Source organism: Amycolatopsis sp. NPDC048633 (assembly GCF_040650695.1).
Taxonomy (GTDB): Bacteria; Actinomycetota; Actinomycetes; order Mycobacteriales; family Pseudonocardiaceae; genus Amycolatopsis.
This window is the reverse complement of record NZ_JBEZHS010000014.1, coordinates 192,707-215,075: the sequence shown is the minus strand read 5'-3', so window position 1 is coordinate 215,075 and position 22,369 is coordinate 192,707. Positions and strand designations below refer to the sequence as shown.

Below are 22,369 nucleotides of genomic sequence, written 5' to 3'. Positions count from 1 at the left end.
GTGACGTGGGACACTCGGTGGGCAACCGAAACCGGGCGCGACACCATGGACCGGGACTACGCGAAGCCGTTGGACGTGGCCGCCTTGGCCAGGGTCGCGCACGTCTCGCCGGTGCATTTCATCCGGACCTTCCGCGCGACGTTCGGGAAACCCCGCATCGTTGCCTGCAACGCCGGCGAGTGGAGCGGGCCCGCGACATCGTCGGCGAGCCGCCGACGGCGTACCGGCGGCGGACGTGCCGACCTGTTTCGCCATGGCCTGGACGCGGCCGAGGAGCTGACCGGGACGATGGACGAGGCGCTCGACTTCTACGTCGGCAAGTGACCCGTTCGGCAACAGCATCCGGTTCAACCAGCCGCTGTCCGGTTCCTGAAACGGCCATCCGGGGTTACGCGGTTCCTCGAACCGCGCGGTCGAGAGCAAGCTCCGCCCAGACGGTCTTGCCGTCGAGGCGTTGCTGCTGGCCCCAGGCGATGCTGCCCTGCTCGACGAGCGACATGCCGCGCCCGCCACCGGACGTCGGTGGCCGGTGGCGGGCTGCCTTGGTGCAACCGTCGTCGATTTCGATCCGCAACGACCGGCGGCTGCGGCGCAGGCGGACCCGGACGGGCGGGGCCGCGTGGCGGAGAGCGTTGGAGACGAGTTCGTCGAGAACCATCACGACATCGGTGAGGCGATCGGCTGTCAGGTCGGCCAGGAGCGCTCGTGCCCAGCCGCGGACCCTCGCCAGCTCCGTCAAGTCGGCCTTGACGGCGGTTTCGCCGCCACCGGCGTCACTGAGGTTCACGATCGCTCTCCTCAGAAAGAAACGGTTGCGAACCAGGAGGATTCCCTGATCCGGCCGGTCTCAACCGCCCGTGCCGGCCGGCTGTAGCCGAGTCGACTGAAAATCGTCCGGACCGGGGTCCGCCGTGACTTCCCGCATCAACCGGGTGGGGGACCTGGGCGCACCGCTGGTTGCCCGGCGCGGTAACTCAGCCTGCGCGCTTGGCGTAGTCGGCGATGCCCTCGCCGGTCATCTTCCGCGCCACGCCCAGCCAGTCGCTGAAGGCCTTGCGCCGGCGGTTCTCGGGGTGTGCTCCGATGTAGGCCGCCACTTCGGGCGAGGCCATGGTGCGGTAGATCGTCACGAGCTGCGCCGCGGCGATGCGGGGGCGGGGTGCGTACGGGGGCTCGCCGGTCTCCTCGGCGAGTTCGGCGGCGACAGCCAGTTCGAAGTGTTCCCACATCAACCGCATCCGCGCCTGGAGCCCGGCGCTGTCGCCGACCGTGCGGTGCAGGCGGTCCAGCTCGGTGACCGCACCGTCGGGGCTGGTGGTCATCGCCTCGCCGAGCATGTCCGCCACGGCGTCGAGCGGGGTGTGGCCGGCGGGCCGGTTCCGGATGCGCTCCACCAGGGTGCCCAGCACCTCGTCTTCGCCGTGGAAGACCAGGTCCTCCTTGGTGGGGAAGTAGACGAAGACGGTCTTGGCAGCCACGTTGGCCGCGTCGGCGATCTCGGCGACGGTGACCTTGTCGAAGCCTCGCTCGGCGAACATCTCCTCGGCCGCGCCGATCAGGGCTTGGCGGGTGAGCAGCTTCTTGCGCTCTCGCAGGCTCAGCCGCGTGCCGTCCCCGTCCTGATCGTCGCTCACGCGGGCCAGGGTACACCGCGACTCTCACGATGACGTTCGTGTGTCTTGGACTACATGTCACTCTCTAAAAAAGGTAACTGACTTACATTAGTTTCTCAGTGGCGCTATGGTGGCGGGGAAGCCAAGGGAGGAACACGTGATGGCACAGGACGGGAACGGCCGGGTCGCGGTGGTGACCGGGGGAAGCAGCGGGATCGGTCTCGCGACCGCCGTAGAGCTGGCGAAGGACGGGTACGCGCTGGTGATCGCCGGCCGCGACGCCGGCAAGCTGGCGGCGGCCGCGGACCGGATCGGCGGGAGCGGGCCGGTGCACACGGTGGCCGCGGATCTCGCGACCCTGGCCGGGGTCGAGCAGCTTGCCGAGCAGGTCCGGGCCCGGTACGAGCAGGTCGACCTGCTGTTCGCGAACGCCGGCCGGTCCGACGCCCCGCCTCTGCTCGACACCCGTGAGCAGGACTTCGACCTGATGATGGGCACCAACGTCAAGAGCGTGTTCTTCGCCGTGGTCAAGCTGCTGCCGCTGCTGCGCCGTGGTGGTTCGGTGGTGGTGACCAGCTCGGTCTCCGAAGCCAAGGGCCGTCCCGGCGACCCGTTGTACTCGGCCGGCAAGGCCGCGGTGCGCAGCCTCGTCCGCACGCTCGCGCTGGACGAAGAGGTGCTGGGACGAGGCGTGCGGGTCAACGCGGTCACGCCCGGGTGCATCGCGACGCCGCTGACCGCGCAAACGGACCCGGCGATGCAAACGGCGATCGACGACTACGTCACCAGCACCGTACCGCTGGCCCGCTGGGGGCAGCCGGAGGACGTCGCACACGCGGTCGTCTTCCTCGCAGGCGAAAACGCCCAGTACATCACCGGCTCGGAAATCGTCGTCGACGGCGGCCTCGCCCAGATCTGACCACAAAGGACAGGAGATCGACCATGAGTGAGTTTTCTTCGGCCGAGCAGGCTGTCCGCGCCGCCGGCATCGTCATCCTCGGCGGTGGCCCGGCCGGGCTCGCGGCGGCCCGGTTGCTGCACCAGCGCGGGCTGGCGCCGCGCGTTCTCGAACGGGACGCGAGCCCGCACGCCCGATCCCAGGGCGGCAGCCTCGATCTCGCCGAGCAGGGTGGGCAGCTGGCCCTGCGGGAGATGGGGCTCGGCGAGAAGTTCGACGAGCTGGCCCGGCCGCTGGGGCAGCGGCTGTGCCTGATGGACCCGGACGGGACCGTCCGGCTCGACGTGGACGAGTCAGCCGACGAGTACCGGCCCGAGATCGACCGGGTCCAGCTGCGGCAGCTGCTGATCGACTCCCTGCCGCCGGAGACGATCAGCTGGGGCGCCGAGGTCGGCGGCGTCACGCCGCTGCCCGGCGGCCGGCACCGCGTGCGCCTCGCCGACGGCACGCACGTCGACGCCGATCTGGTCATCGCCGCCGACGGGATCCGTTCCCACGCCCGCCGGCTGGTCACCACCGAGCAGCCGGCCTACAGCGGCATCACCTTCATCCACGGTGACCTCCACGACCCGGGACCAGAGTCGTTCGTCGCCCGGCACACCGGCGAGGGCATCCTGCACGCCCTCGGCGACAACAAGGCGATCCTCGCCCAGCGGGCCGCCGACCGCTCGGTGCGCGTCTACTTCGCGGTCCGCACCGCCGAGGACCCGACCCGGACCCAGGGCGACCGGTTCGGCAACTCCGCCGCGGTCCGGGAGCAGCTGCGCGAGACCTTCGCCGGCTGGAGCTCGGACCTGCTGAGCGTGCTCGACGAGATCGACAGCGACTTCGCCTACTGGCCCCTCTACGGGATGCCCGTGCGCCAGCAGTGGGCACCCCACTCCGGGGTCACCCTGCTCGGCGACGCGGCCCACGTGATGCCGCCGTTCGGTGGGGAGGGCGTGAACATGGCCCTGCTCGACGCCGTGACTCTCGTCCACGCTTTGTTCTCCCCGCGGCACCTCACGATCGATGACGCGATCGCGGCGTTCGAGCAGACCATGCTCGACCGCATGGCCGGAGCGATTCTCGACACGAACGCGGGTGGCGAACTGCTGCTGAGCCCGGCGGGGACTGCGCCCCTCATGAGCCACTTCATCGCTGCGGAGGCAAAGCCGGCATGAGCACACCGGGAGTCACGATCAGCCAGGTCGCCATCGTCGTCCACGACCTGGAGGCCACGATGGCCGCCTACCACCGGATCTTCGGCTGGGGGCCGTGGCAGGTCATCGACTACACCAAGCTGCCGCACCACGGCACGACAGTGCGCGGCACACCCACGGACTACACCATGCGGACCGCGGTCGCCGACGTCGGCGGCATCCAGTTCGAGATCGTCGAACCCGGCCCGGGCGCCAGCCAGTACCGCGAGTTCCTCGACTCGAAGGGCGAAGGGCTGCACCACATCCTGCTCGAAACTCCGGATGGACAGGCGGCGACGATGAACGAACTCCTGCGTGCCCAGGGCATCCCGGTGCTGATGGGCGGTGCCATCGGAAACCTGCTCGACTACGCCTACCACGACGCGGCCGACGAGCTGAAGGTCACGATCGAAACCACTGACGTCCACCCCGGCGGCGACGTCGGCATCCTCACGCACGCCATGTCCGAGTACCCGCCCTCGCACGGCGTCGACCCCGAGGAGTGAAACCGTGACCTCCCAGCACATTTCCGTCGGGTCCCGCCTGGGTGCCCGGCTCCTGCGCGGCTCGTTCCCGCTGCTCGGTTCCGTGCCGAAGGAACTGCGGAACCTCAGCCCCGACGTCGGGGACCCGGCCGAGATCCACGTCCCGACCCGGCACGGGGACGTCCGCTGCCTCGTCTACCGGCCGCCGCGGGCCGGCGAGGACACTGCGCCGGTGTACGTCGAGTTCCACGGCGGTGCCTTCATCGTCCGCGCGCCGGAGCAGGACGATCACCTCTGCCGCTACCTCGCCGCCCACACCGGCGCCGTGGTGCTCAGCGTCGACTACGACACGGCTCCCTCGGTGCGTTACCCCGTCGCCGAGCAGCAGGCCTACGACGTCGCCGAATGGGCCGCGACCCACGGTGACGAGCACGGCTGGGACGGCGAGCGCCTCGCGGCCGGCGGGATGAGCGCCGGCTCCAAGCTGGCGATCAACGTGTGCCAGCAGGCGCGGGAAAGTGGCGTCTTCCGCCCCGTCGCCCTGGTGAGCGGGTACGGGGCCATGGACATGACACTGACGCCACCGGACCGCACGTCGCCGAAGAAGCACCCGGCCGTCGCGCCGTGGCTGCTGAACCTGATGTACGCGACCTATTTCCCGGACGTCCCGCGCCGGCGCGAGTGCCTCGCCTCGCCGTCGCTCGATGATGATCTGGCCGGCTTCCCGCCGACGCTGATCATGACCGCGGAGCTGGACGTCATGGCCGCCGAAAGTGACCGTTTCGCGGCGAAGCTGAGCTCGGCCGGGGTCACGGTGACGCACGAGCGGTTTCCCGGCGTCGACCACGGGTTCACCCACGACAAGCCGGTCGAAGTCGCCGTCGCCGCACTCGATGCGGTGGTGGCCCACCTGCGGACGGCGTTCGCGCCGGTCATCCTGGCCGGGTCAACGTCGGCCGACCGTCCCGACCATGGCTTCTCGTCGCCCGACGTGGTTGGCGAGGACGTTCAGCAAGAACACCTCTCCGGCGAGGGTCAGCAAGCCGATGAGTGCGGTGGTCAGTGAACCGCGCATCATGAATGCCGTGTGCGACACGAGGATGCCGCCGAAGAGCCAGATCCGGTGCCGGTCGCTCCAGCCGGCCGCCGCTCGCCAGCGCAGCACCAGCAAGCCGAACGGTACCGCGGTCATGGCGGCGATGAACAGCCGGGTACCCGGGGTCCTGGGGCGCGGAAATGAGGTAGCGGAGCCCCAGAACACCCACGATCGCCAGTACGCGATCCTCTTGGTCGAGCCGCCTTCTCACGCGAAAAGGTAACCGGTCCCGGCGCCTGTCCCGAGCCGGCGGAGTTCAGAGCCAGCCGTTGGTCTCGGCCAGCCGACCGGGGCCGGCCACGGTCGGTGATGCTGCAGAACCTCCGCGACCCGGCCACGCCCCTGCCCGGAGCGCTCCGGCTCCGCGCGGCGCTCGGCGACCGCGCCCGGTTGGTGACGGCCGACCTGAGCGGTCACGTGGCCTACCTCAACGGCGCGAACCGGTGCGGCAACCAGGCGGTGAGCGACTACCTCGCGACCGGCCGCCGCCCGGCCCACGACACGTTCTGCCCGGCCTGAGTCAGGTGACGCGGAAGGCGTCGATCATGCCGACGGACGTGCTGCGGTTGACGATCCGGACCGTGTGCTGCCCCGAGGCGAGGCCGCTCTTCTGCCAGACGACCTGCTGCACCTGCCGGGCGCCGTCGGCGTGCAGGTCGACCGTCGCCTGGAACGTGTTGTCCAGGTAGACGTCGACCGTGCCCATGTCGCCGTTGCGTTCCGACAGGTACTGGAGGCTCGTTCCGGTGAAGGTGTAGTTCGCCGTGGCGCCGACGGTCGTCGAGTGGTGGGTGTCGTCGTTGTAGTCGCCGTAGCCGCGGTTGGTGGTCGGGAACCAGTTGCTGTCGTAACCGACGTCGGTGTCGTTGACGAGGCCGCCGCCGTTCGCGTCGAGGCCGAGGGTGGAGGCCGTGCCGCTCAGCGTTTTGGCGCCCTGGTTCGGGCTGCCCGTCAGCCGGGTGGTCGAGTAGGACGTCAGCGGTTTCGCGGTGCGTTCGACGATGTACGTGGCGCCCGAGGTGGTCGGGACGTCGAACTCCGCGGCGGTGGTGGTCAGGACGATCGTGTTGTCCGACGCGCGCCGCACGCGCACCTGCTGTCCGCTCCACGGGTTGACGAGGTGGGCGGTCGCGCCCCACTGGCTGCGCAGGCCGACGTACTTCGTCTCGTTCGCCTCGCGCTCGGAGCTGACGAGGAAACCGTTCTTCGCCAGCAGCGTGAACTTGCCGACGAACGACGAGTTCGCCGGTGCCGCCGGGAAGACGCGGATCTTGTCGTTGTAGGACTGCAGCAGGGCTTCGTTCATCGCGGAGAGGTTGACGCCGTGGTATTCGAAGACACCGTTGGTGTTGCTCGTGAACCCGTTCGGGTAGTTCTGGTACTGCTGCAGCATCCGCTTCAGGCCGGTGAAGGTCTGGTCGCCGAGGCCGAGCCGCGCGGCCTGCACGGCGTCATTGGCCCAGACGTTGCCGTAGGGGAACGGCCGGCTGTTCCACGTGGTCAGCGCGGTCTGGTAGTCGGCGGCGCCGATCCCGGTGACGTTGTACGGCCAGATCAGCTCCGACGCGACGTTCTCGCCGTTGCGGGTCTGGGAAAGCGGCGGCTGGTGCGGCTGGTAAGCGCCGTTCTGCTGCGGGTAGGCGACGAGGTTGCCGAGGACCCGCTGCCACTCCGTGCGCAGGTTTGCGTCGGCGCCGAGCTGCTGGGAGACCTGGATGGCGATGGGGAAGACGCTGCGCACGGCGGCGAGGTCGGTGATGGCGTTCGGGACGTTCCAGTACGTCTCGTGCGCGTTCGAGTTTGCCATGGAGTACTTGCCGTTGCTGTCGACCGAAAGCATCCGCGAGTAGAACTTGGCGGTCTCCCGGAGGAACGGGTACGCGACGTTGCGCAGGTAGTTGTCGTCGTTGGTGTAGCGGTACTGCAGGTACATGTTGTACGCGGCTTCGTACCCGGTGGACAGGATGTTCTTGGTGTAGTCGCTGTTCACCGTGCCGCGGGCGTTGCCGTCCCAGCCCATGGTTTCCGGCACCCACAACCCGTCCACGCCGTAGCGCGTCTGCGTGTACGACTTCAGCGCGGTGTAGTTGCGGCTGTAGAGGTTGTTGAAGGTGGTCATCAGGTCGACGTGGTTCGAGGCGAGGAACGAGTTGTAGACGTCGCGCTGGTTCCAGTACCAGTAGGCGTTGCTCCACTTCGTCTGGTCGCCGGTCGCGCGGAAGACGCCGTTGATGAAGTGGTACGGGTAGTTGCCGTAACCGCCGGCGGCGATCAGGTAGGTCGAGAGGTAGTAGACGTTCTCGAGGTAGTCGGCGTCCCCGCCGAGCCCGCCGTACTGGACGAAGGACTTGTTCCAGAAGCTGTGCCACCAGTTCCGGTAGGCGGTGTAGGTGTTCTGGTAGCCGGTGGCCTTGACCGCGTTCAGGGCGTTCTTGGCCTGGCCGACCGAGTTGTTGCCGGCGGCGTTGAGCCGGGTGCTCGCGGTGAACCACACGGTGTAGCTCGAGGTCGGGGTGATGCTGAGGCGCACCCGGCTGTTGTTCACGACGGAGGCGCTGTAGTTCGCGCCCTCGACGGTCGCGGCGAGGGTGTAGCCGAACTTCTGCGGGTCGGCCTGGCCGCGGCTGATCCCGGCGCCGGACGCGTCGGCGTAGCTCGACACCTGGCGCCAGGTGGTGATGTCGGGGACGTCGCCGCTGTTGCCGAGGTTCGCGACGTCCCACAGCGAGAGCTCCAGGGTCACGCTGCCGACCCCGCCGCGGGTGTCGTCGACGTGGATGCCCATGACCTCGGAGCCGGGCTGGCCCATGACGGTGACGGTGCGGTTGCTGTCGTACTTCGTGGTCAGCGTCCCGTCGTAGAGCGACAGCCGCTGCTGGTAGGCGCTGTACCCGGAGTCCATCGCGGGCGTGGTGGCCAGGTTGACCAGGCCGGCGCCGAAGGCGGTCTGCTGCGAGGCGTCGACGTTCGACACCTGCATGGTCAGGCCGTTCTGCTGCCAGGCCATCGCCCCGGTGCGGCCGTTGCCGACGGTCAGCCCGTAGTTCGGGTTGGTGTTCGGCCGGTTGTAGACGATGTCGTGCTTGGCCAGGTAGCCGGCGTAGTCCACGTCGAGCCGCCCGGCGGCGGGGGAGAAGGCGGCATCGCCCGGGGCGGCGAGCGCCGGGGAGGCGACGGTGAGGGCGGCACCCAGCAGCACCGCGACGGGGAGCAGGCGGATCGACCTCATGGAGCACCTTCCACGGTGAGGGTGTCGGGTCGGACGGGGCCGTGCTGGTCCGGTGGTCGAGGCTGCCGCTGCGGTAGGCGCCGGACGTTCTCCGTCAGACGTATGATGAATGATCGAGTTTTTACTCGGCAGTCGCGCGGGGACTCTGGTTATTCCCTATTGGGGCACCGCGAACCAGTTGTAGCAGACTTGTGACTCCTGGTAAAGAACTGATGTTTAGACCTTTACGGGCGGCTCTGCGGATGCCCTCATGGTCGAAAGGTCTGTTTTGTCTGTATGGTGACGAGTATCGCCGCTCTCCGCTACCTCGTGATCACGCGGGGTCGCTCGAGCTGAACAGAAAGGCACTTGATGAGCCTGTTCGACATGATCAAGGACAAGGCCACCGAACTGCTGGGCGGTGCGAGCGAGAAGGTCAGCGAAGTGACCGGCATCGACTTGCCGGTCGGTGACGCTGCCGGTCAGGTCTCCGAGTCCGCCGCCGGCTTGACCGAGTCCGGGCAGAACGTCGTCGACACGGCGAGCGCGCAGGGGACGGAAGCCCTCGGTGCCATGGGCCCGGTCGGCGACGCGATCGATCCGAACGCCCGGAGCTGAGCGAAGGAGCGCGCGCCCGGTTCAGGCCCGCCGGAGCCGGCCGGGTGCTACGCCGTGGTGTCGTTTGAAGGCCTTGGCGAAGGCGAATTCCGAGGTGTAGCCGCTCTTTCCCGCGATCACGCGCAGCGGGGCGTCCGTGTCGCGCAGCAGCCGGGCCGCGAGGGTCAGCCGCCACCAGGTCAGGTAGGTGAGGGGTGGCCGGCCGACCTTCTCGGTGAACCTGCGTGCGAACGGCGCCCGGGACAGCCCCGCCCGGGCCGCGAGGCTCGCGACCGTCCACGGGTGGGCCGGGTCGCTGTGGATCGCGTGCAACGCGGCGGTGATCGCGGGGTCGCGCAACGCGGCGGCCCAGCCGGTCTCGGCGGTCGAGGCGCGCTCGTCGAACCAGGCTCGCAGGATGTACAGCAGCAGCGCGTCCAGCAGGGCCGGGATCAGCGCGTCCGTGCCGAGCCGCGGGCGTTCCAGCTCCGCGCAGAGCAGTTCGACCACGGCCCGCAGATCACGGTCCAGCCGGGCGGGCAGGTGCACGACTTCGGGCAGGCTCGACAGCAACGGGTGCGTCCGCGCCGGATCCAGCCGGTACGCGCCGCAGAGCGTCACGGTCTTCGGGCCCGTGCCCGTCGCCGGTCGGTCCGCGTACCGCTCGGCGAACGCGGGATCGTCCGGGTCGCACGCTTGCGTGTCGATCGGCGTCGCCGGGCTGTCGGCCAGTGCGTGACCCTGTCCGTGGGGCAGGAAGACCACGTCGCCGGCGGTCAGCGGCACCGGTTCCGCGTCCGCCCGGATGAGCCAGCAGGTCCCGTGCACGACGACCTGGAACCCCGCGGCACCCGGCACCGGCGCGAACCACTGCGCCCAGGGCGCGTTCCACTCCACCCGGGCCGAGCGCGGCTCGCCCGTGCGCATCACGGCGAGCACGTCGCTCAAGACATCCATGGTCTCTCCCGCGAGACGATCGAACAGAAAAAGAGGACTCACGCGCATGGAGCGTCTCCCGGTTCGATCCTAGGGTGCTTTTCATGAGAAGCGCACGGATCCACCGTCACGGCAGTCCCTCCGTCATCCGGATCGACGACGTCCCGCGGCCGGTCCCCGGCGACGGTGAGGTCTCGGTCGAGGTCGCGGCGACGTCGTTCAACCCGACCGAAACCGCCCTGCGGTCCGGCGTCCTGCGGTCCGTGTTCCCGATCGAACTGCCCGCCACCCTCGGCTGGGACGTCGCGGGCACGGTGGCCGGCCGCCCGGTCATCGGCTGGCTCGAGCGGGGAGCGGCCGCGGAGTACGCCGTCGCGCCGGCCGGGCGGCTCGTCCCGGCCCCCACCGGCATCCCGCTCGCCGACGCCGCGGCCATCCCGCTCGCCGGGCTCACCGCGTGGCAGGTCGTCTTCCCGCACGTCTCCGCCGGGCAGCGCGTCCTGGTCAACGGCGCCGGCGGCGGGATCGGCGGGTTCGCCGTCCAATTCGCGAAACGCGCCGGCGCCCACGTCATCGCCACCGCGAGCGCGCGCAGCGCCGACGCCGTCCGGCGGCACGGCGCCGACGAGATCATCGACTACACCAGCGAGTCCGTCGCGTCCGCGGTCGAGCCCGTCGACGTGCTGATCCACCTGGTCGGCGCGCCGCCGCCGTGGACCCCGCCCGTCCGGCGGTCCGGCGCGATCATCTCAGCGGCGGCGCCCGTGCCCGCGCCGCCCGGGGTGACTTCGACGCACGTGGTCGTCCGCTACGACCCCGCCCAGCTGACCGAACTGGTGAACCTCGTGGACGCGGGCGTCGTGACCGTCGACGTCACCGAGACGCACACCCTCGACGGGCTCGCCGACGTGCACCGCCGGAGCGAGGCGGGCGACCTCCGCGGGAAGGTCGTGATCCTGGCCCGGTGACGAAGATGCGACGTGTCGTGATTCGGACGCGGCCGCCCTAGTGACGGATGAGGGCTGCGGCGCGAGCCTGGTGCGATGCACTGGAGATCACGTGTTCTGGTCCTGGCCTGCGCCGGCACCCTGGCCGCGGGCACCGCCGGAGTCGCGGACGCGGCCCCCGGCCCGGAAGCGGCGCCGTCACCCGCGGGCGTCGAACGTCATTCGGTCACCCTGCTCACCGGGGACGTCGTCCAGGTCGAACGGCAGCCCGGCGGCAAGCAGGCCGCCACCATCCAGCCCGCGCCGGGCCGGGAGAAGATCCGGTTCCACCAGCAGGAGATCGACGGCCACCTGAGCGTCTTCCCCGAGGACGTCACGCCGCGGCTGGGCTCGAAGCAGGTGGACCGGACCCTGTTCGACGTCACCGAGCTGATCGCCGAAGGGTACGCCGACGAGCAGTCGGCGACCCTCCCGCTGATCCTCACCTACCGCAAGGGCGCGGACCTTCGCACCGCCGAGGCCGCCCCGGCGGCGGCCGAACTGGGCGTGACGCTGACCAGCGTCAACGGCCGTTCCGCGCGGGCCAGCAAGGCGAACGCCACCGCGTTCTGGACTTCGTCGGCGGGCAACGCGATCGAGCGGATCTCCTTGGACCGCAAGGTTCGCGCCTCCCTCGACCGCAGCGTCCCGCAGATCGGTGCTCCCGAGGCGTGGGCCGCGGGCTACGACGGCACCGGCACCACGGTCGCGGTGCTCGACACCGGTTACGACCCCACGCATCCCGACCTGGCCGGTCGCGTGCAGGAGGCGGTCAACTTCACGACCAGCCCCGACACCACCGACCACTTCGGCCACGGCACGCACGTCGCCTCGACGATCGCGGGCTCCGGCGCCGCGTCGGGCGGCCGGCTCAAGGGCGCCGCGCCGGGCGCGAAACTGCTCGTCGGCAAGGTGCTCGACGACGACGGCTTCGGCTACGAGTCCTGGGTCCTCGCCGGGATGGAGTGGGCGGCGCACTCCGGCGCCAAGGCGGTCAACATGAGCCTCGGCGGCGGCCCGACCGACGGCACCGACGAGCTCAGCCTCGGTCTCGAAGCGCTCAGCGCGCAGACCGGCACGCTCTTCGTGGTGGCCGGCGGCAACGACGGCGAACTGGGCGCGTACACGATCGGCTCGCCGGGCACCGCCGAAGCCGCGCTGACCGTCGGCGCGGTCGGCCGTGACGAGAGCCTGGCGTCGTTCTCCAGCCGCGGCCCGCGGTTGGGGGACAACGCCGTCAAGCCCGACATCACCGCGCCCGGCGTCGGCATCGTCGCCGCGCGCGCCGCGGGAACCGCCATGGGCGACGTCGTCGACGACCACTACACCGCCGCCTCCGGCACCTCGATGGCGACGCCACACGTCGCCGGCGCGGTGGCGATCCTCGCCCAGCAGCACCCGGACTGGACGGGCAGCCGGCTGAAGGACGCGTTGTCCAGCACTTCGCTGACCGCCAACGGACTCTCGGTGTTCGAGCAGGGCGGCGGTCGCGTCGACGTGGCGCGCGCGGTGAAGCAGAAGGTCTTCGCCACGGGCACGCTCAACCTCGGCGCGGTCGAGGACGGCCGGGCACCGGTGTCCAAAGTGGTCACCTACACCAACGCCGGCACCACGCCGGTCTCGCTGAAGGTCGCCCTCGACGCCAAGTCCCTCGCCGGCGTCCCCGCCGCCGACGGGATCCGGATCGACAAATCCACTGTGGACGTCCCGGCCGGTGGCCAGGCCACCGTCACGATCACCGGCGACCCGGCGAAACTGGCGGCGGGCACCTACAGCGGCCGGCTCACCGCGACCGCGGCCGGGGTGGTCGTCCACACCGCGCTCGGCGCGGACAAGACCGCGCCGAAGCACAAGGTCACGCTCACCGCACTCGACCTGCAAGGCAAACCGGCCCTCGTGCCGTGGCTGCTGATGTACGGCGAGGACTACCGCTTCGACGTGAACACCGCGATGGCGGGCAGCATGACCACCGAGCTCGGCGCGGGCGTGTACTACCTGACCGCACAGGTCAACGGCGTCGAGAGCAGTGACTACGTCTACCAGGTCGTCCAGCCGGAGATCCGGGTCACCGGCGACACGACCATCGTGCTGGACGCCCGCAAGGCGGTGAAGGTGGAGATCGAGACCCCGAAACCGTCGGAACAGGCCGGGATCTTCAGCTACTACACCTACCGGGAGCTCGGCTCGCGCAAGATCGCGAACTACGCCATGCAGTTCGACTACACCCGCGAACTCCGGGTCACCCCGACGCCGAAGGTGACGACCGGGGCCTTCGAGTTCGGCTCGCGCTGGTCGCGGATCGCGCCGCCGTTGACGGCGAACGTCCTGGGCGGCCGTGATCCGCTCACGACCCGCTACCTCGCCGGCTCGCCCAAACTGGACGGCTGGCGGCTGCTGCAAGCCGTCTCCGCGGGGGCGGGCAAACCGGCGGACTTCAAGAAGGCGAACGTGCGCGGGAAGGCCGCGATCGTCGACCCGGACCCGGCGGATTACAACCGCGACGAGGTCTCCCGCGCCGCCGCGGAGGCCGGGGCGGCGATGGTCTTCATCACCGTGCCGGACGGCTGGGGCACCGCCTCGGTGCCGTCGGTCAGCGCGGCGCCGAACCTGGCGATCCCGACCGTCCAGCTCGACCGCGACGAAGGGCTGGCCCTCCTCGCCAAGATCAAGCGCTTCCCGACTTTCCTGACCCTGCAGGGGATCGCGGTCAGCCCGTACCTCTACGACGTGGTGCAGACCGAGCACGACCGGATCCCGGAGAAGCTCGTCCACCGGGTCACCGCGGCGAACACCGCGACCGTCACCACCCATTACCGCCAGACCGGCAGCGGCGGTGAGGCCAAGGAACAGCGGTTCGCGTGGAAGCCGTGGCAGGACTTCGCCGTCAACGAGTACCAGCGGTACGTGACGACGCCCTCGACCCGGGAGGAGTACGTCAGCTCCGGGGACGTCCAGTGGCAGCACCGGGTCAAGCACGGCCTGGTCTGGGACGAGATGTCGCCGCTCGACGGCGGCATGACCGCGGCACCGCGCACCTACACGGGCACGGAAAACCTGACCGAGGACTGGTTCGCCCCGGTCGTGCGGCCCGCCATCCCGCGGGGCGTGCCCGGCATGGACTCGACCCGTGAGGGCGACAACCTGCACATTCAAATCCCGGAGTTCGTCGACAGCCAGGCCGGGCACTACGGCTTCAACGAAGGCGACGACCAGGCCGCCCCGGCCACCACGTCGGCGAAGCTGTTCCGCGACGGCAAACTCGTGTCGGAGCAGCCGTACGCGTTCGGCACCTTCCCCGCCGGCGCGGACCCGGCGACCTACCGGCTCGACCTGGCGGTGCGGCGCGATTCGCCGGAGTGGCTGTTCGGCACCGGCACGCAGACGTCGTGGACGTTCCGCTCGGCCCGATCGGCGGCACCGGCGCTGCTTCCGTTGCTGCAGCTGGACTACGCGGTGGACGCCGACGCCGGCAACCGGCTCCCGGCCGGGCGCAAGGCGAAGATCGGCCTGACCGCGCGGTTCCAGGACGGGATGGCCGCGCCGGACGTGCGGTCGATGAAGGCCTGGGCGTCCTACGACGACGGCAAGACCTGGCGCGCGGTCGACGTCAAGCGCACCGGGAAGTCCTACGAGGCCACGATCGACCACCCGTCGCTCGGCGCCACGAACAAGTACGTCGCGGTGCGGGTGCAGGCCACCGACAACGCGGGCAACTCCGTCGACCAGACGGTGATCCGGGCGTACGGGCTCAGCCAGAAATAGCGTCGCTCAAGGGCCCCGGGTGCCTTCCGCCGTCACGCGGCAGGAGGCGTCCGGGGCTCGGCTCGTCCAGCCAGCCGAGCTGGCTCGCCTGCCAGGCCAGCTGCATCCGGGTGCGGACGTTGACCCGGCGCATCAGGTCCTGCAGGCGCCGCTGGACGGTCCGGTAGCTGACGTCGAGCTGCGTCGCGATCGACTTGTCGCTGACCCCGCCGATGAGCAGGGACAACAGCCGTCGCTCGTCCGGATCGAGATGACTGGTGGGCGCGGTGTCGCCGATCCGCAGCGGCGACGCGCGTTCCCAGTAGACCTCGAACAACGCGACCAGCGCGGACAGCAGGCTGCTTTCCCGGACGAGCGCGGCGGTGGGCTCGCCCGTGCTGTCGTGGCTGACCAGCGGGCACAGCGCCACCGAACGGTCGGAGATGGCCAGGCGCACCGGCAGCTTCGAGATCGAGCGGGCGATCTCACCGCCCTCGATGCCTTCGAGGACGTTGACGATCCGGCCGGGTTCTTCGAGCAGGCCGGTCTCGTAGATCACGCGGTAGGTCACGCCCCGGGCCTGCGCCAGCGCCTCCTCGACGTTCTCCGACGCCGCCATCGCGACGTTGCCCTCCAGGCAGAACCACAGGGACTCTTCGCGGGCCCCGCGCTGGATGCTGAGGGCCTGCCGGCGGATCGCGTCCACGCCGGTGATGACCTCGACGAGCTGCGCGGAGTCCCGCCGCCGCGCGCTGCCGCGGTACTCCTCGGCGAGCTGGGTCACCGCGGCCCGGGCGGCCTCCAGCTGCTCCTGGCCGTGCACCAGCAGCGGGCCGAGCGAGACGTCCGGCGGTGCGGACACGTAGTGTTCGTCGATCCTGCTGACGAGCCCCTTCGCCAGCAGGACGTCCAGGATCGGGTCCACGTCGCCGCGGCTCACGCCCGCCTTGCCCGCGATCTCGCCGGGAGCGGTCCGGTACCCGCCGACGATCGCGCGGTAGACCCGTTCTTCGTCGGGGGTCATGCCCAGCGCTTCCAGCACAATGCCTCCTGGCCACGCGTGGCGAAGGGTGTCCCATCGGCGCTGACGGCTTGAGCACAACGTACAACGCGGGGGCAAACGGGTGAACGGGTCAGGCCGCCTCCGCCTTGACCTTGACCCGAGGTCAGGGTCGACGCTGGCCGCATGACCAGTTCAGCCACGACATCCGGGGCCCGCACGGTGCCGGTCGACGACACAGTCCTCGCGGTGACCGACACCGGTGGCTCCGGCCGTCCGGTCCTCTACCTCAACGGCGCCTACGCCAGCCGGCGGTCTTGGCGCCGCGTCATCACCGAGCTCGGCCCCGGCTGGCGGCACGTCACCTACGACGAGCGGGCCCGCGGCGCGTCGAAACGGTCCGCGGACTATTCCTTCGAGGCGTGCCTTCGCGACGTCGACGCGGTCGTCGAAGCGACGGGCGTGGACCGGCCGCTGCTGGTCGGCTGGTCCTACGGCGCGGCCCTCGCCGTGCACTGGGCCCAGCGGCACCCGGACCGCGTCTCGGGGGTCGTCCCGGTCGACGGCGGCGTCCCGTGGGGACTGACCGGCGAGGAGAACCGGGAACGGATCCGGCTCGCGTTCCACAAGATGCGGTTCTTCCTGCCGCTCGCCCGTCCGCTGGGCCTGGCCGCCGCCATGACCGCCGCCGAGCACGCCGAGGTGGGCATCGAGATCAACGAGGTCTGCGCGGCCATCGAGCCGGTCCTGGACGGCCTGACCTGCCCGGTGCGCTACGTCCTGGCCACGGGGGCGAACCTCGGGGGCGGCCGGGAGGAGATGGAGCGGATGCGGGCCTCCCTGGATCCGCTGCTGCGCCGGAAACCGAACTTCCGGGTCAGCGCGAAGGTGGCGAGCAACCACACGCAGATCGTGCGCAAGGACTTCCGGGCCATCGCCGCGGCCGTGCGGGAAGCCGCCGCGGCTGGTGGCCGGGAAGCCCGCTGAGGCAGGCTGGGCCGATGATGATCGGAGTCACGATCGGGCAGGCGGCGGCGTTCGCCGGGGTCACGGTCAAGACGGTCCGCCACTACCACAAGCTCGGCCTGGTGGCGGAGCCCGAGCGTGACAGCTCGGGCTACCGGCGGTACGGATCGGCCGCGCTGTCCCGGCTGGTGGGGGTCCGGGCGCTGGCCGCCGCCGGGGTGCCGCTGGCCGAAATCGGTCGCTTGCCCGACTCCGGCACCGCGTCGTTCGCCGCCTCGCTCGCCGACGTCGAGCGGCACCTCACCGACCGGATCGACGAGCTGACCGCGCAACGGGACACGTTGCGCCGGCTCGCCCGCGGTGACCACGCCCTGCTCCCCGCGCGTGCGGTGGCGCTGCTGGAAGGCATGCCCGGCCTCGGCTTCAGCGCGGACGACGTGACCGCCGCCCAGGAGTCCTTCGTCCTGGCCAAAGTCCTGGTGCCGGAAGGCTTCGACGACTACCTGGACAACGTCGAAAGCGCCCTGAAGGACCCTCGGTTCCTCGCCTTGGTGCAGCGCTCCGCCGAAGTGGGGGGCTGGGAACCGGACGATCCCCGGGTCGCCGAACTGGCCGCCGACCTGGCCGGCCACTACCTCGCCCACCCCGCGCAGCTGAAGATCGTGACCGGCCTGCAGGCTCGCACCGAGACAGCGACCCGCTACCGGCTGATCGCCCACCACAGCGAAGGGCCGGGCACGGCCGCGGCCCGTCTCGCCGCACTCGTGGAGGCCAAGCTCCGGGCCGCCGGGGTCCAGCTTCCCCGGCCGGGCTCACCGTGAGGTGCCGTCACTGGGCATCACACCCGGCCCACGCCCAGCCGGTCGAAGGTGAAGGGCCGCAGCGCTTCCGGGCGCTCTCCGTCGAGGGCCCAGTCCGCCAGCGCCTCGCCGACCGCCGGGGCCGGCGCGAACCCGTGGCCGCTCCACCCGGTGGCGGCGAACACCGAGCGGCGGCCGGGCACGGTGTCGATCACCGGGATCAGGTCGATGGTGCTGGTGTCGGCGCGGCTGTTGTCGACGGCGAGCACCTCGGCGCCGCCCAGGGCCGGGATGGTCGCCGCCACGTCGGCCAGGCTGGCCCGCAGGACCTCCGGATCGGGGGTGCCGACGCCGCTCGCCGCGTCCCAGCCGCCCGGCCGCCCGCCGGAGAGCATCACCTGGCCCTCGTCGGTCAGCTTCACCGAAAGCGAGCGCCGGGTGTGGCCGACCTGGTGGTTGAGGGCAAAGCCTTTCGGCGGCGCGACGAACGTGACCTGCGTGGCCTTCTCCCACACCGGCAGGCTCAGGCCGAACGACTCCGCGAGCAACCGCGGCACCGCGCGGTTGGCCGCGAGGACCACCCCGCGGGTGACGCGCAGTTCGTCGCCCTCGGCCAGGCGCAGCGTGACCGAGCCGTCGGGGTGCGGGACCAGCCCGGTGACCGCGGTGTGCTCGAGGACGCGGGCGCCCAGTTCGCCGGCGGCCTTGGCGAACGCCCTCGTCGTCGCCGGGTGGTCGCCCGTGCCGTCTTCGGGGGTGAAGAGCGCGACCCGGATGTCGCCGGCCAGGCCCGGCTGCCGGTCGTCCAGCTCTTCGCGGCCGACGATCGAACACGGGATCCCGGCCGCCTGCTGCGCCTGCGCCCGGGCGGGCAGGCTCTGCCAGCCCGAAACGCCGGCGACCTCGACGTCGTAGACGCTGAGGAGGCCGTTGCGCCGGTAGCCCGTCGGCGCCCCGAGCGCCGAGTCCAGCTCCGGCCAGAGCTCCATCGCGCGCCGCACCAGCGGCAGTTCCCGCAGGTCCCGGCCGCCGGCGCGGACCCCCCGGCGACCGGGGCCGCCCGACGCGCCGGACGCGAGCTCGTCCGCTTCCAGCAGAACGGCCTCCGCGCCGCGGCGGGCGAGGTTCCACGCGGTGGCGGTGCCCACGACACCACCTCCGATGACGGCGTACTCGACGGATCGCACGTGCGTTTCCTCCCTTTCAGCTGACCCGCTCGAGGAAACGGCGGGTGCGGTCCTCGCGCGGGGCGTCGAGGACCTGGCTTGCCGGTCCGCGTTCGACGATCCGGCCCTGGTCCATGAAGACGATCGTGTCCGCGACCTGGCGGGCGAACCCCATTTCGTGCGTGACGATGACCATGGTCAGGTCGTCCTCGGCCAGGTCGCGCAGGACGTCGAGGACCTCGCCGACCAGCTCGGGGTCCAGTGCGCTGGTGGGCTCGTCGAACAGCATGAGCTTCGGTTTCATGCACAGGGCGCGGGCGATGGCGACGCGCTGCTGCTGTCCGCCCGACAGCTGCGCCGGGTAGCTCGCGTGCTTGTCGGACAACCCCACCTTCGCCAGCAGTTCTTCGGCGCGCTCGACGGCCTCGCGCCGCGGCACGCCGAGGACGCGGACCGGCGCCTCGATCAGGTTCTGCACCACCGTGAAGTGGGAGAACAGGTTGAACTGCTGGAACACCATCCCGATGTCCCGGCGGGCGCGGCGGGCTTGGCGCGGCGTCGCCTCCTGCAGGTCGTCGCCGGCCCACCGGTAGCCGACCAGGCCGCCGTCCACGAGGATCGAGCCCGCCTGGATCTTCTCCAGGTTGTTGATGCAGCGCAGCAACGTGCTCTTCCCGGACCCCGAAGGTCCGATCAGGCAGACGACCTCGCCGGGCCGGACGACCAGGTCGACCTCGTGCAGGACGTGCAGGGCGCCGTACTGCTTGTGCACGCTCCGGATCTCGATCGCCGACGTGGTCACAGGCCCGCCTCCCCGCGGTTGAAGTGCCGTTCGATGCGTCGCTGGGCGACGGTGAGCAGGGCGGTGATGACGAGGTACCAGAACGTCACGACCAGGAGCAGCGGGATCGTCTCGTAGGTCCGCGCGTAGATGATCTGGGCGCTGTAGAGGAGTTCCGGCATCGCGATGACGCTGACGATCGACGTCGTCTTCACCACGTTGACGAACTGGTTGGTCAACGGCGGGACGATCGCCCGCATGGCCTGCGGCAGCACGATGCGGCGCAGGGCCAGCATTCCCGGCATCCCCAGCGCCTCGGCCGCTTCGCGCTGACCACGCCCCACGGAGATCAGCCCGGCGCGGAAGATCTCCGCGCAGTACGCCGACTCGTGCAGGGTGAGCCCGATGATCGCGGCTCCCGCCACCGTGATGACGGTGTTCGTGTCCACCGAGACCAGGGTCCCGAGCGAAAGCTTCGGGTACAGCGCGGCCAAGTTGTAGAGCAACAGCAGCAGCACGAGCAGCGGCGTCGCGCGGAAGACCCAGATGTACGCGCCCGCCGCCGTCGTCAGCACCTTGTTCGCCGACTGGCGCATCATGGCCAGGGCGACCCCGAGGACGATCGACAGCGCCATCGAGATCACCGCCAGCTCGACGGTGTGGCCCAGCCCGAGCAGGAGCGACGGGCTGAAGAGGTAGTGCCCGAACGCCGGCCAGGAGAAGTTCTCGTTCGTGAAGGCGGAGGCGAGGACCAGCGCGGCGACCACCGCGGCGAGCGCGCCGGCGATCCACGTGCCGTACTTCTTCCGGCCGAGGATGCGGGCCGGGAGCCGCGTTTCCGTGCCGCGGTCGAGGGAAACCATGCTCAGGACCGTCCTTTCAGGATCTCCGTCGTGTCGAGGTGGTTCTCCTGGAGGCCCCACTTGTCCAGGATCGTGCGGTAGGTGCCGTCGGCCATCAGGCGGCGCACGGCTTCGTGGACGGCATCGGTCAGCGGCGAGTCCCGCTTGAGCCCGAGCGCCACGATGGCCCGCTTGTACCGCCCGGCCAGGCGGAACAGGTCCGGCGCCCGGCTCGCGACGTACTGCGTCAGCGAGATCGAGAAGTACAGGACGTCGATGCGGCTGCTGCGCAGGGCCAGCACCGCCGCGTTGCCGTTGGGGAACAGGCTGAGCCGCCAGGCGGGCCGCCCGGCCTCGGCGCAGGTGCCGGCCGCCTGGTCCAGCTGTCCCTGCTGGACCGACCCGACCACGACGCCGACGGTGCGGCCGCACAGGTCCGCGTAGGTGGTCACCGCGAAGTTCGTGCGGTGGCTCGCGAGGAAGCCCTGCCCGCCGTTGTAGTAGGTGACGAAGTCGGCTTTCTTCCGGCGCTCGTCGGTCGGGCTGAGCGAGGCGAGCACCAGGTCGTAGCGCCCGGCCGCGAGCCCGGGCACGACCGCGTCGATGTTGGTGGGAACCGGTTCGGTGCCGACGCAGAACACGTCGGCGATGGCCTGGCTCAGGTCGCGGTCGAAGCCGACGATCGTCGCGTCGTCCTCGGCGTAGTAGGCCATCGGCGGCGTGTCCGGCACCATCGCGACCTGGAACGCGCCGCGCTGGCGGACGGGCGCGGGCAGGGCCGCGGTCATCGCCGGGTCGCACCGGCCGTGGGGCCGGGTCACCAGCCCGGGGTCGGCGGCACCCGCCGACCCGAGCCCGCAGCCGGTCAAGGTCAAGATCGGGACCAGCGCCGCCGCGAGCAACCGGGGTGTCCGTGGCATGTCACTTACCTCCGCCCATCAGGGTGATGTAGTGTGTACTTCATGAAATCGAGAATGTCTAGTGGGGACTAGATGGAACCCACGCTCACGAAACGCATCGCGCAGGTCCGTGACCAGCTGAGCGCCGGCGGCCTCCGGGTGGTCGACTTCTTCGCCCGCCACCCCGCCGAAGCGTCGGTCTTCTCGGCGCAGGAGATCGCCCGGCGCGCGGAGGTCAGCGACGCGACGGTCATCCGGACGGTCAAGCAGCTGGGCTTCGGCGGCCTCGGCGAACTGCGCCGCGCGGCCGCGGCGATGCTCAACCCGGTCCGCGACCCGGAGCAGACCCTCGCCGACCACCTGACCCGCTCCGACGACGGTGGCGAGCTCCTGGCGAAGATCAGCCTGGACGCGGCCGAGCTCGTCCGGGCGCTCCCGCGATCGGTGCCCCCGGAGACGTTCGAGGCGGCGGCCACCACCCTCGCCGGGGCGGCGAACACGCTCGTCGTCGGCTACGGATCGGCGCTGCCGGTGGCCGATTCGCTGGCGCTGGGCCTGCGTCGCATCGGCCGGATCGCGGCGGTGACCGGCCTGACCGGATACAACTTCGCCGACGAGCTCGGCCAGCTGAGGCCGGACTCCGCGCTGGTGCTGGTGGCACCGCTGCGCCACGTGCGCGAACACGACGTGGCGATCAGCGAAGCCCTCCGGATCGGCTGCCCGATCGTCGTGATCACGGAGATGCTGGCCAGTCACTTCGCGGACCGGGTGGACACGATCCTCGTGACGCCGTCCACGGAGAACTCGCTGCCCAGCGGCCTGGTGTGCCAGCTGCTCCTGGTGGACGCGCTGCTCCTGGCGGTTTCGGCCGCCGACCCGGCCCGGGCGCTGGACGGCTGGAAGGCCACGAACCGGCTGCGGACGGAGCTCGTCGAAGGAAGTCTCGATGTCCCGCTCACGCCGTCGATCGCGGCGAAGTTCTCCTTGCCGGGCAACGGGTTCGACTCCGGGGAAAACGGTTTCTAGTACTTTCGGCCGATGTCCGCCCGCGGAAACCCTCCGAAAGACGTGGGCCATTCCGGGGTTCTCCGTCCGGCGCCGGTTTCGCCGCCAA

General features: G+C 70.6%; 20 protein-coding genes and 1 pseudogene. 12 read left to right on the top strand and 9 right to left on the bottom strand.

Annotation, left to right across the window (positions count from 1 at the left end):
* Positions 1 to 324 carry a hypothetical protein gene (locus AB0C38_RS25345; RefSeq protein ID WP_360677579.1) on the top strand — a complete coding sequence of 108 codons (324 nt, stop codon included), beginning with the start codon at positions 1 to 3 and terminating at the stop codon, positions 322 to 324.
* Between the two features lie 64 nt (positions 325 to 388).
* Here AB0C38_RS25345 and AB0C38_RS25340 read toward each other — a convergent pair whose 3' ends face one another.
* Both AB0C38_RS25340 and AB0C38_RS25335 read right to left on the bottom strand, forming a co-directional pair.
* Complete coding sequence (locus AB0C38_RS25340) at positions 389 to 787, bottom strand: ATP-binding protein (protein ID WP_360677576.1); 399 nt, start codon at positions 785 to 787, stop codon at positions 389 to 391.
* A gap of 187 nt (positions 788 to 974) precedes the next feature.
* On the bottom strand, positions 975 to 1,634 hold the full coding sequence (locus AB0C38_RS25335; RefSeq protein ID WP_360677574.1) for a TetR family transcriptional regulator: 660 nt from the start codon (positions 1,632 to 1,634) through the stop codon (positions 975 to 977).
* 139 nt (positions 1,635 to 1,773) lie between these two features.
* On the opposite strand from AB0C38_RS25335, the gene AB0C38_RS25330 reads away from it, so the two are divergent.
* The 5 genes and pseudogenes from AB0C38_RS25330 to AB0C38_RS25310 form a co-directional block, all read left to right on the top strand.
* Positions 1,774 to 2,532, top strand: a complete 759-nt coding sequence (locus tag AB0C38_RS25330; protein WP_360677572.1) for an SDR family oxidoreductase — start codon at positions 1,774 to 1,776, stop codon at positions 2,530 to 2,532.
* A 23-nt stretch (positions 2,533 to 2,555) separates the two neighbouring features.
* Positions 2,556 to 3,734, top strand: a complete 1,179-nt coding sequence (locus tag AB0C38_RS25325; protein ID WP_360677570.1) for an NAD(P)/FAD-dependent oxidoreductase — start codon at positions 2,556 to 2,558, stop codon at positions 3,732 to 3,734.
* Positions 3,731 to 4,258: a VOC family protein gene (locus AB0C38_RS25320; RefSeq protein WP_360677568.1), complete on the top strand. Its 528-nt coding sequence runs from the start codon at positions 3,731 to 3,733 to the stop codon at positions 4,256 to 4,258. Before AB0C38_RS25325 ends, AB0C38_RS25320 begins: the two co-directional genes overlap by 4 nt.
* Positions 4,259 to 4,262: 4 nt before the next feature.
* Positions 4,263 to 5,303, top strand: coding sequence for an alpha/beta hydrolase (locus tag AB0C38_RS25315; RefSeq protein WP_360677566.1), 1,041 nt, complete (start codon positions 4,263 to 4,265; stop codon positions 5,301 to 5,303).
* Positions 5,304 to 5,603: 300 nt separating this feature from the next.
* Positions 5,604 to 5,852, top strand: a pseudogene (locus AB0C38_RS25310) (alpha/beta hydrolase); the annotation flags it as partial.
* Position 5,853: 1 nt separating this feature from the next.
* Here AB0C38_RS25310 and AB0C38_RS25305 read toward each other — a convergent pair.
* Positions 5,854 to 8,562: a hypothetical protein gene (locus tag AB0C38_RS25305; protein ID WP_360677564.1), complete on the bottom strand. Its 2,709-nt coding sequence runs from the start codon at positions 8,560 to 8,562 to the stop codon at positions 5,854 to 5,856.
* A gap of 351 nt (positions 8,563 to 8,913) precedes the next feature.
* Here AB0C38_RS25305 and AB0C38_RS25300 point away from each other — a divergent pair, with 351 nt between their 5' ends.
* On the top strand, positions 8,914 to 9,159 hold the full coding sequence (locus tag AB0C38_RS25300; protein ID WP_360677562.1) for a hypothetical protein: 246 nt from the start codon (positions 8,914 to 8,916) through the stop codon (positions 9,157 to 9,159).
* 21 nt (positions 9,160 to 9,180) lie between these two features.
* Here AB0C38_RS25300 and AB0C38_RS25295 read toward each other — a convergent pair whose 3' ends face one another.
* Entirely contained in the window at positions 9,181 to 10,095 is a 915-nt protein-coding gene (locus AB0C38_RS25295) for an AraC family transcriptional regulator (protein ID WP_360677560.1), read from the bottom strand.
* Between the two features lie 83 nt (positions 10,096 to 10,178).
* On the opposite strand from AB0C38_RS25295, the gene AB0C38_RS25290 reads away from it, so the two are divergent.
* Positions 10,179 to 11,042, top strand: coding sequence for an NADP-dependent oxidoreductase (locus AB0C38_RS25290; protein ID WP_360677558.1), 864 nt, complete (start codon positions 10,179 to 10,181; stop codon positions 11,040 to 11,042).
* 75 nt (positions 11,043 to 11,117) lie between these two features.
* Positions 11,118 to 14,822 (top strand): S8 family serine peptidase, encoded by a 3,705-nt coding sequence (locus AB0C38_RS25285; protein ID WP_360677556.1) that lies wholly within the window; start codon positions 11,118 to 11,120, stop codon positions 14,820 to 14,822.
* On the opposite strand, the gene AB0C38_RS25280 is transcribed toward AB0C38_RS25285, so the two are convergent.
* A complete protein-coding gene (locus AB0C38_RS25280) occupies positions 14,809 to 15,843 on the bottom strand; it encodes a helix-turn-helix domain-containing protein (protein ID WP_360677554.1) in 1,035 nt (344 codons plus the stop codon). The genes AB0C38_RS25285 and AB0C38_RS25280 overlap by 14 nt on opposite strands.
* A 144-nt stretch (positions 15,844 to 15,987) precedes the next feature.
* On the opposite strand from AB0C38_RS25280, the gene AB0C38_RS25275 reads away from it, so the two are divergent.
* Together AB0C38_RS25275 and AB0C38_RS25270 are read left to right on the top strand one after the other, a co-directional pair.
* On the top strand, positions 15,988 to 16,788 hold the full coding sequence (locus AB0C38_RS25275; RefSeq protein ID WP_360677552.1) for an alpha/beta fold hydrolase: 801 nt from the start codon (positions 15,988 to 15,990) through the stop codon (positions 16,786 to 16,788).
* A 14-nt stretch (positions 16,789 to 16,802) separates the two neighbouring features.
* Complete coding sequence (locus tag AB0C38_RS25270) at positions 16,803 to 17,588, top strand: MerR family transcriptional regulator (RefSeq protein WP_360677550.1); 786 nt, start codon at positions 16,803 to 16,805, stop codon at positions 17,586 to 17,588.
* Positions 17,589 to 17,605: 17 nt separating this feature from the next.
* Here AB0C38_RS25270 and AB0C38_RS25265 read toward each other — a convergent pair whose 3' ends face one another.
* From AB0C38_RS25265 to AB0C38_RS25250, 4 genes are read right to left on the bottom strand one after another with little or no spacing between them, the layout of a single operon-like run.
* Positions 17,606 to 18,754 (bottom strand): FAD-binding oxidoreductase, encoded by a 1,149-nt coding sequence (locus AB0C38_RS25265; protein WP_360677548.1) that lies wholly within the window; start codon positions 18,752 to 18,754, stop codon positions 17,606 to 17,608.
* Between the two features lie 16 nt (positions 18,755 to 18,770).
* Positions 18,771 to 19,535, bottom strand: coding sequence for an amino acid ABC transporter ATP-binding protein (locus AB0C38_RS25260; protein WP_360677546.1), 765 nt, complete (start codon positions 19,533 to 19,535; stop codon positions 18,771 to 18,773).
* Positions 19,532 to 20,377 carry an amino acid ABC transporter permease gene (locus AB0C38_RS25255; RefSeq protein ID WP_360677544.1) on the bottom strand — a complete coding sequence of 282 codons (846 nt, stop codon included), beginning with the start codon at positions 20,375 to 20,377 and terminating at the stop codon, positions 19,532 to 19,534. Before AB0C38_RS25255 ends, AB0C38_RS25260 begins: the two co-directional genes overlap by 4 nt.
* Positions 20,378 to 20,379: 2 nt before the next feature.
* On the bottom strand, positions 20,380 to 21,276 hold the full coding sequence (locus tag AB0C38_RS25250; RefSeq protein ID WP_360677542.1) for a transporter substrate-binding domain-containing protein: 897 nt from the start codon (positions 21,274 to 21,276) through the stop codon (positions 20,380 to 20,382).
* A gap of 72 nt (positions 21,277 to 21,348) precedes the next feature.
* Between AB0C38_RS25250 and AB0C38_RS25245 the strand changes: the two genes are divergently transcribed.
* Positions 21,349 to 22,281: a MurR/RpiR family transcriptional regulator gene (locus AB0C38_RS25245; protein ID WP_360677540.1), complete on the top strand. Its 933-nt coding sequence runs from the start codon at positions 21,349 to 21,351 to the stop codon at positions 22,279 to 22,281.
* Positions 22,282 to 22,369 lie beyond the last annotated feature (88 nt).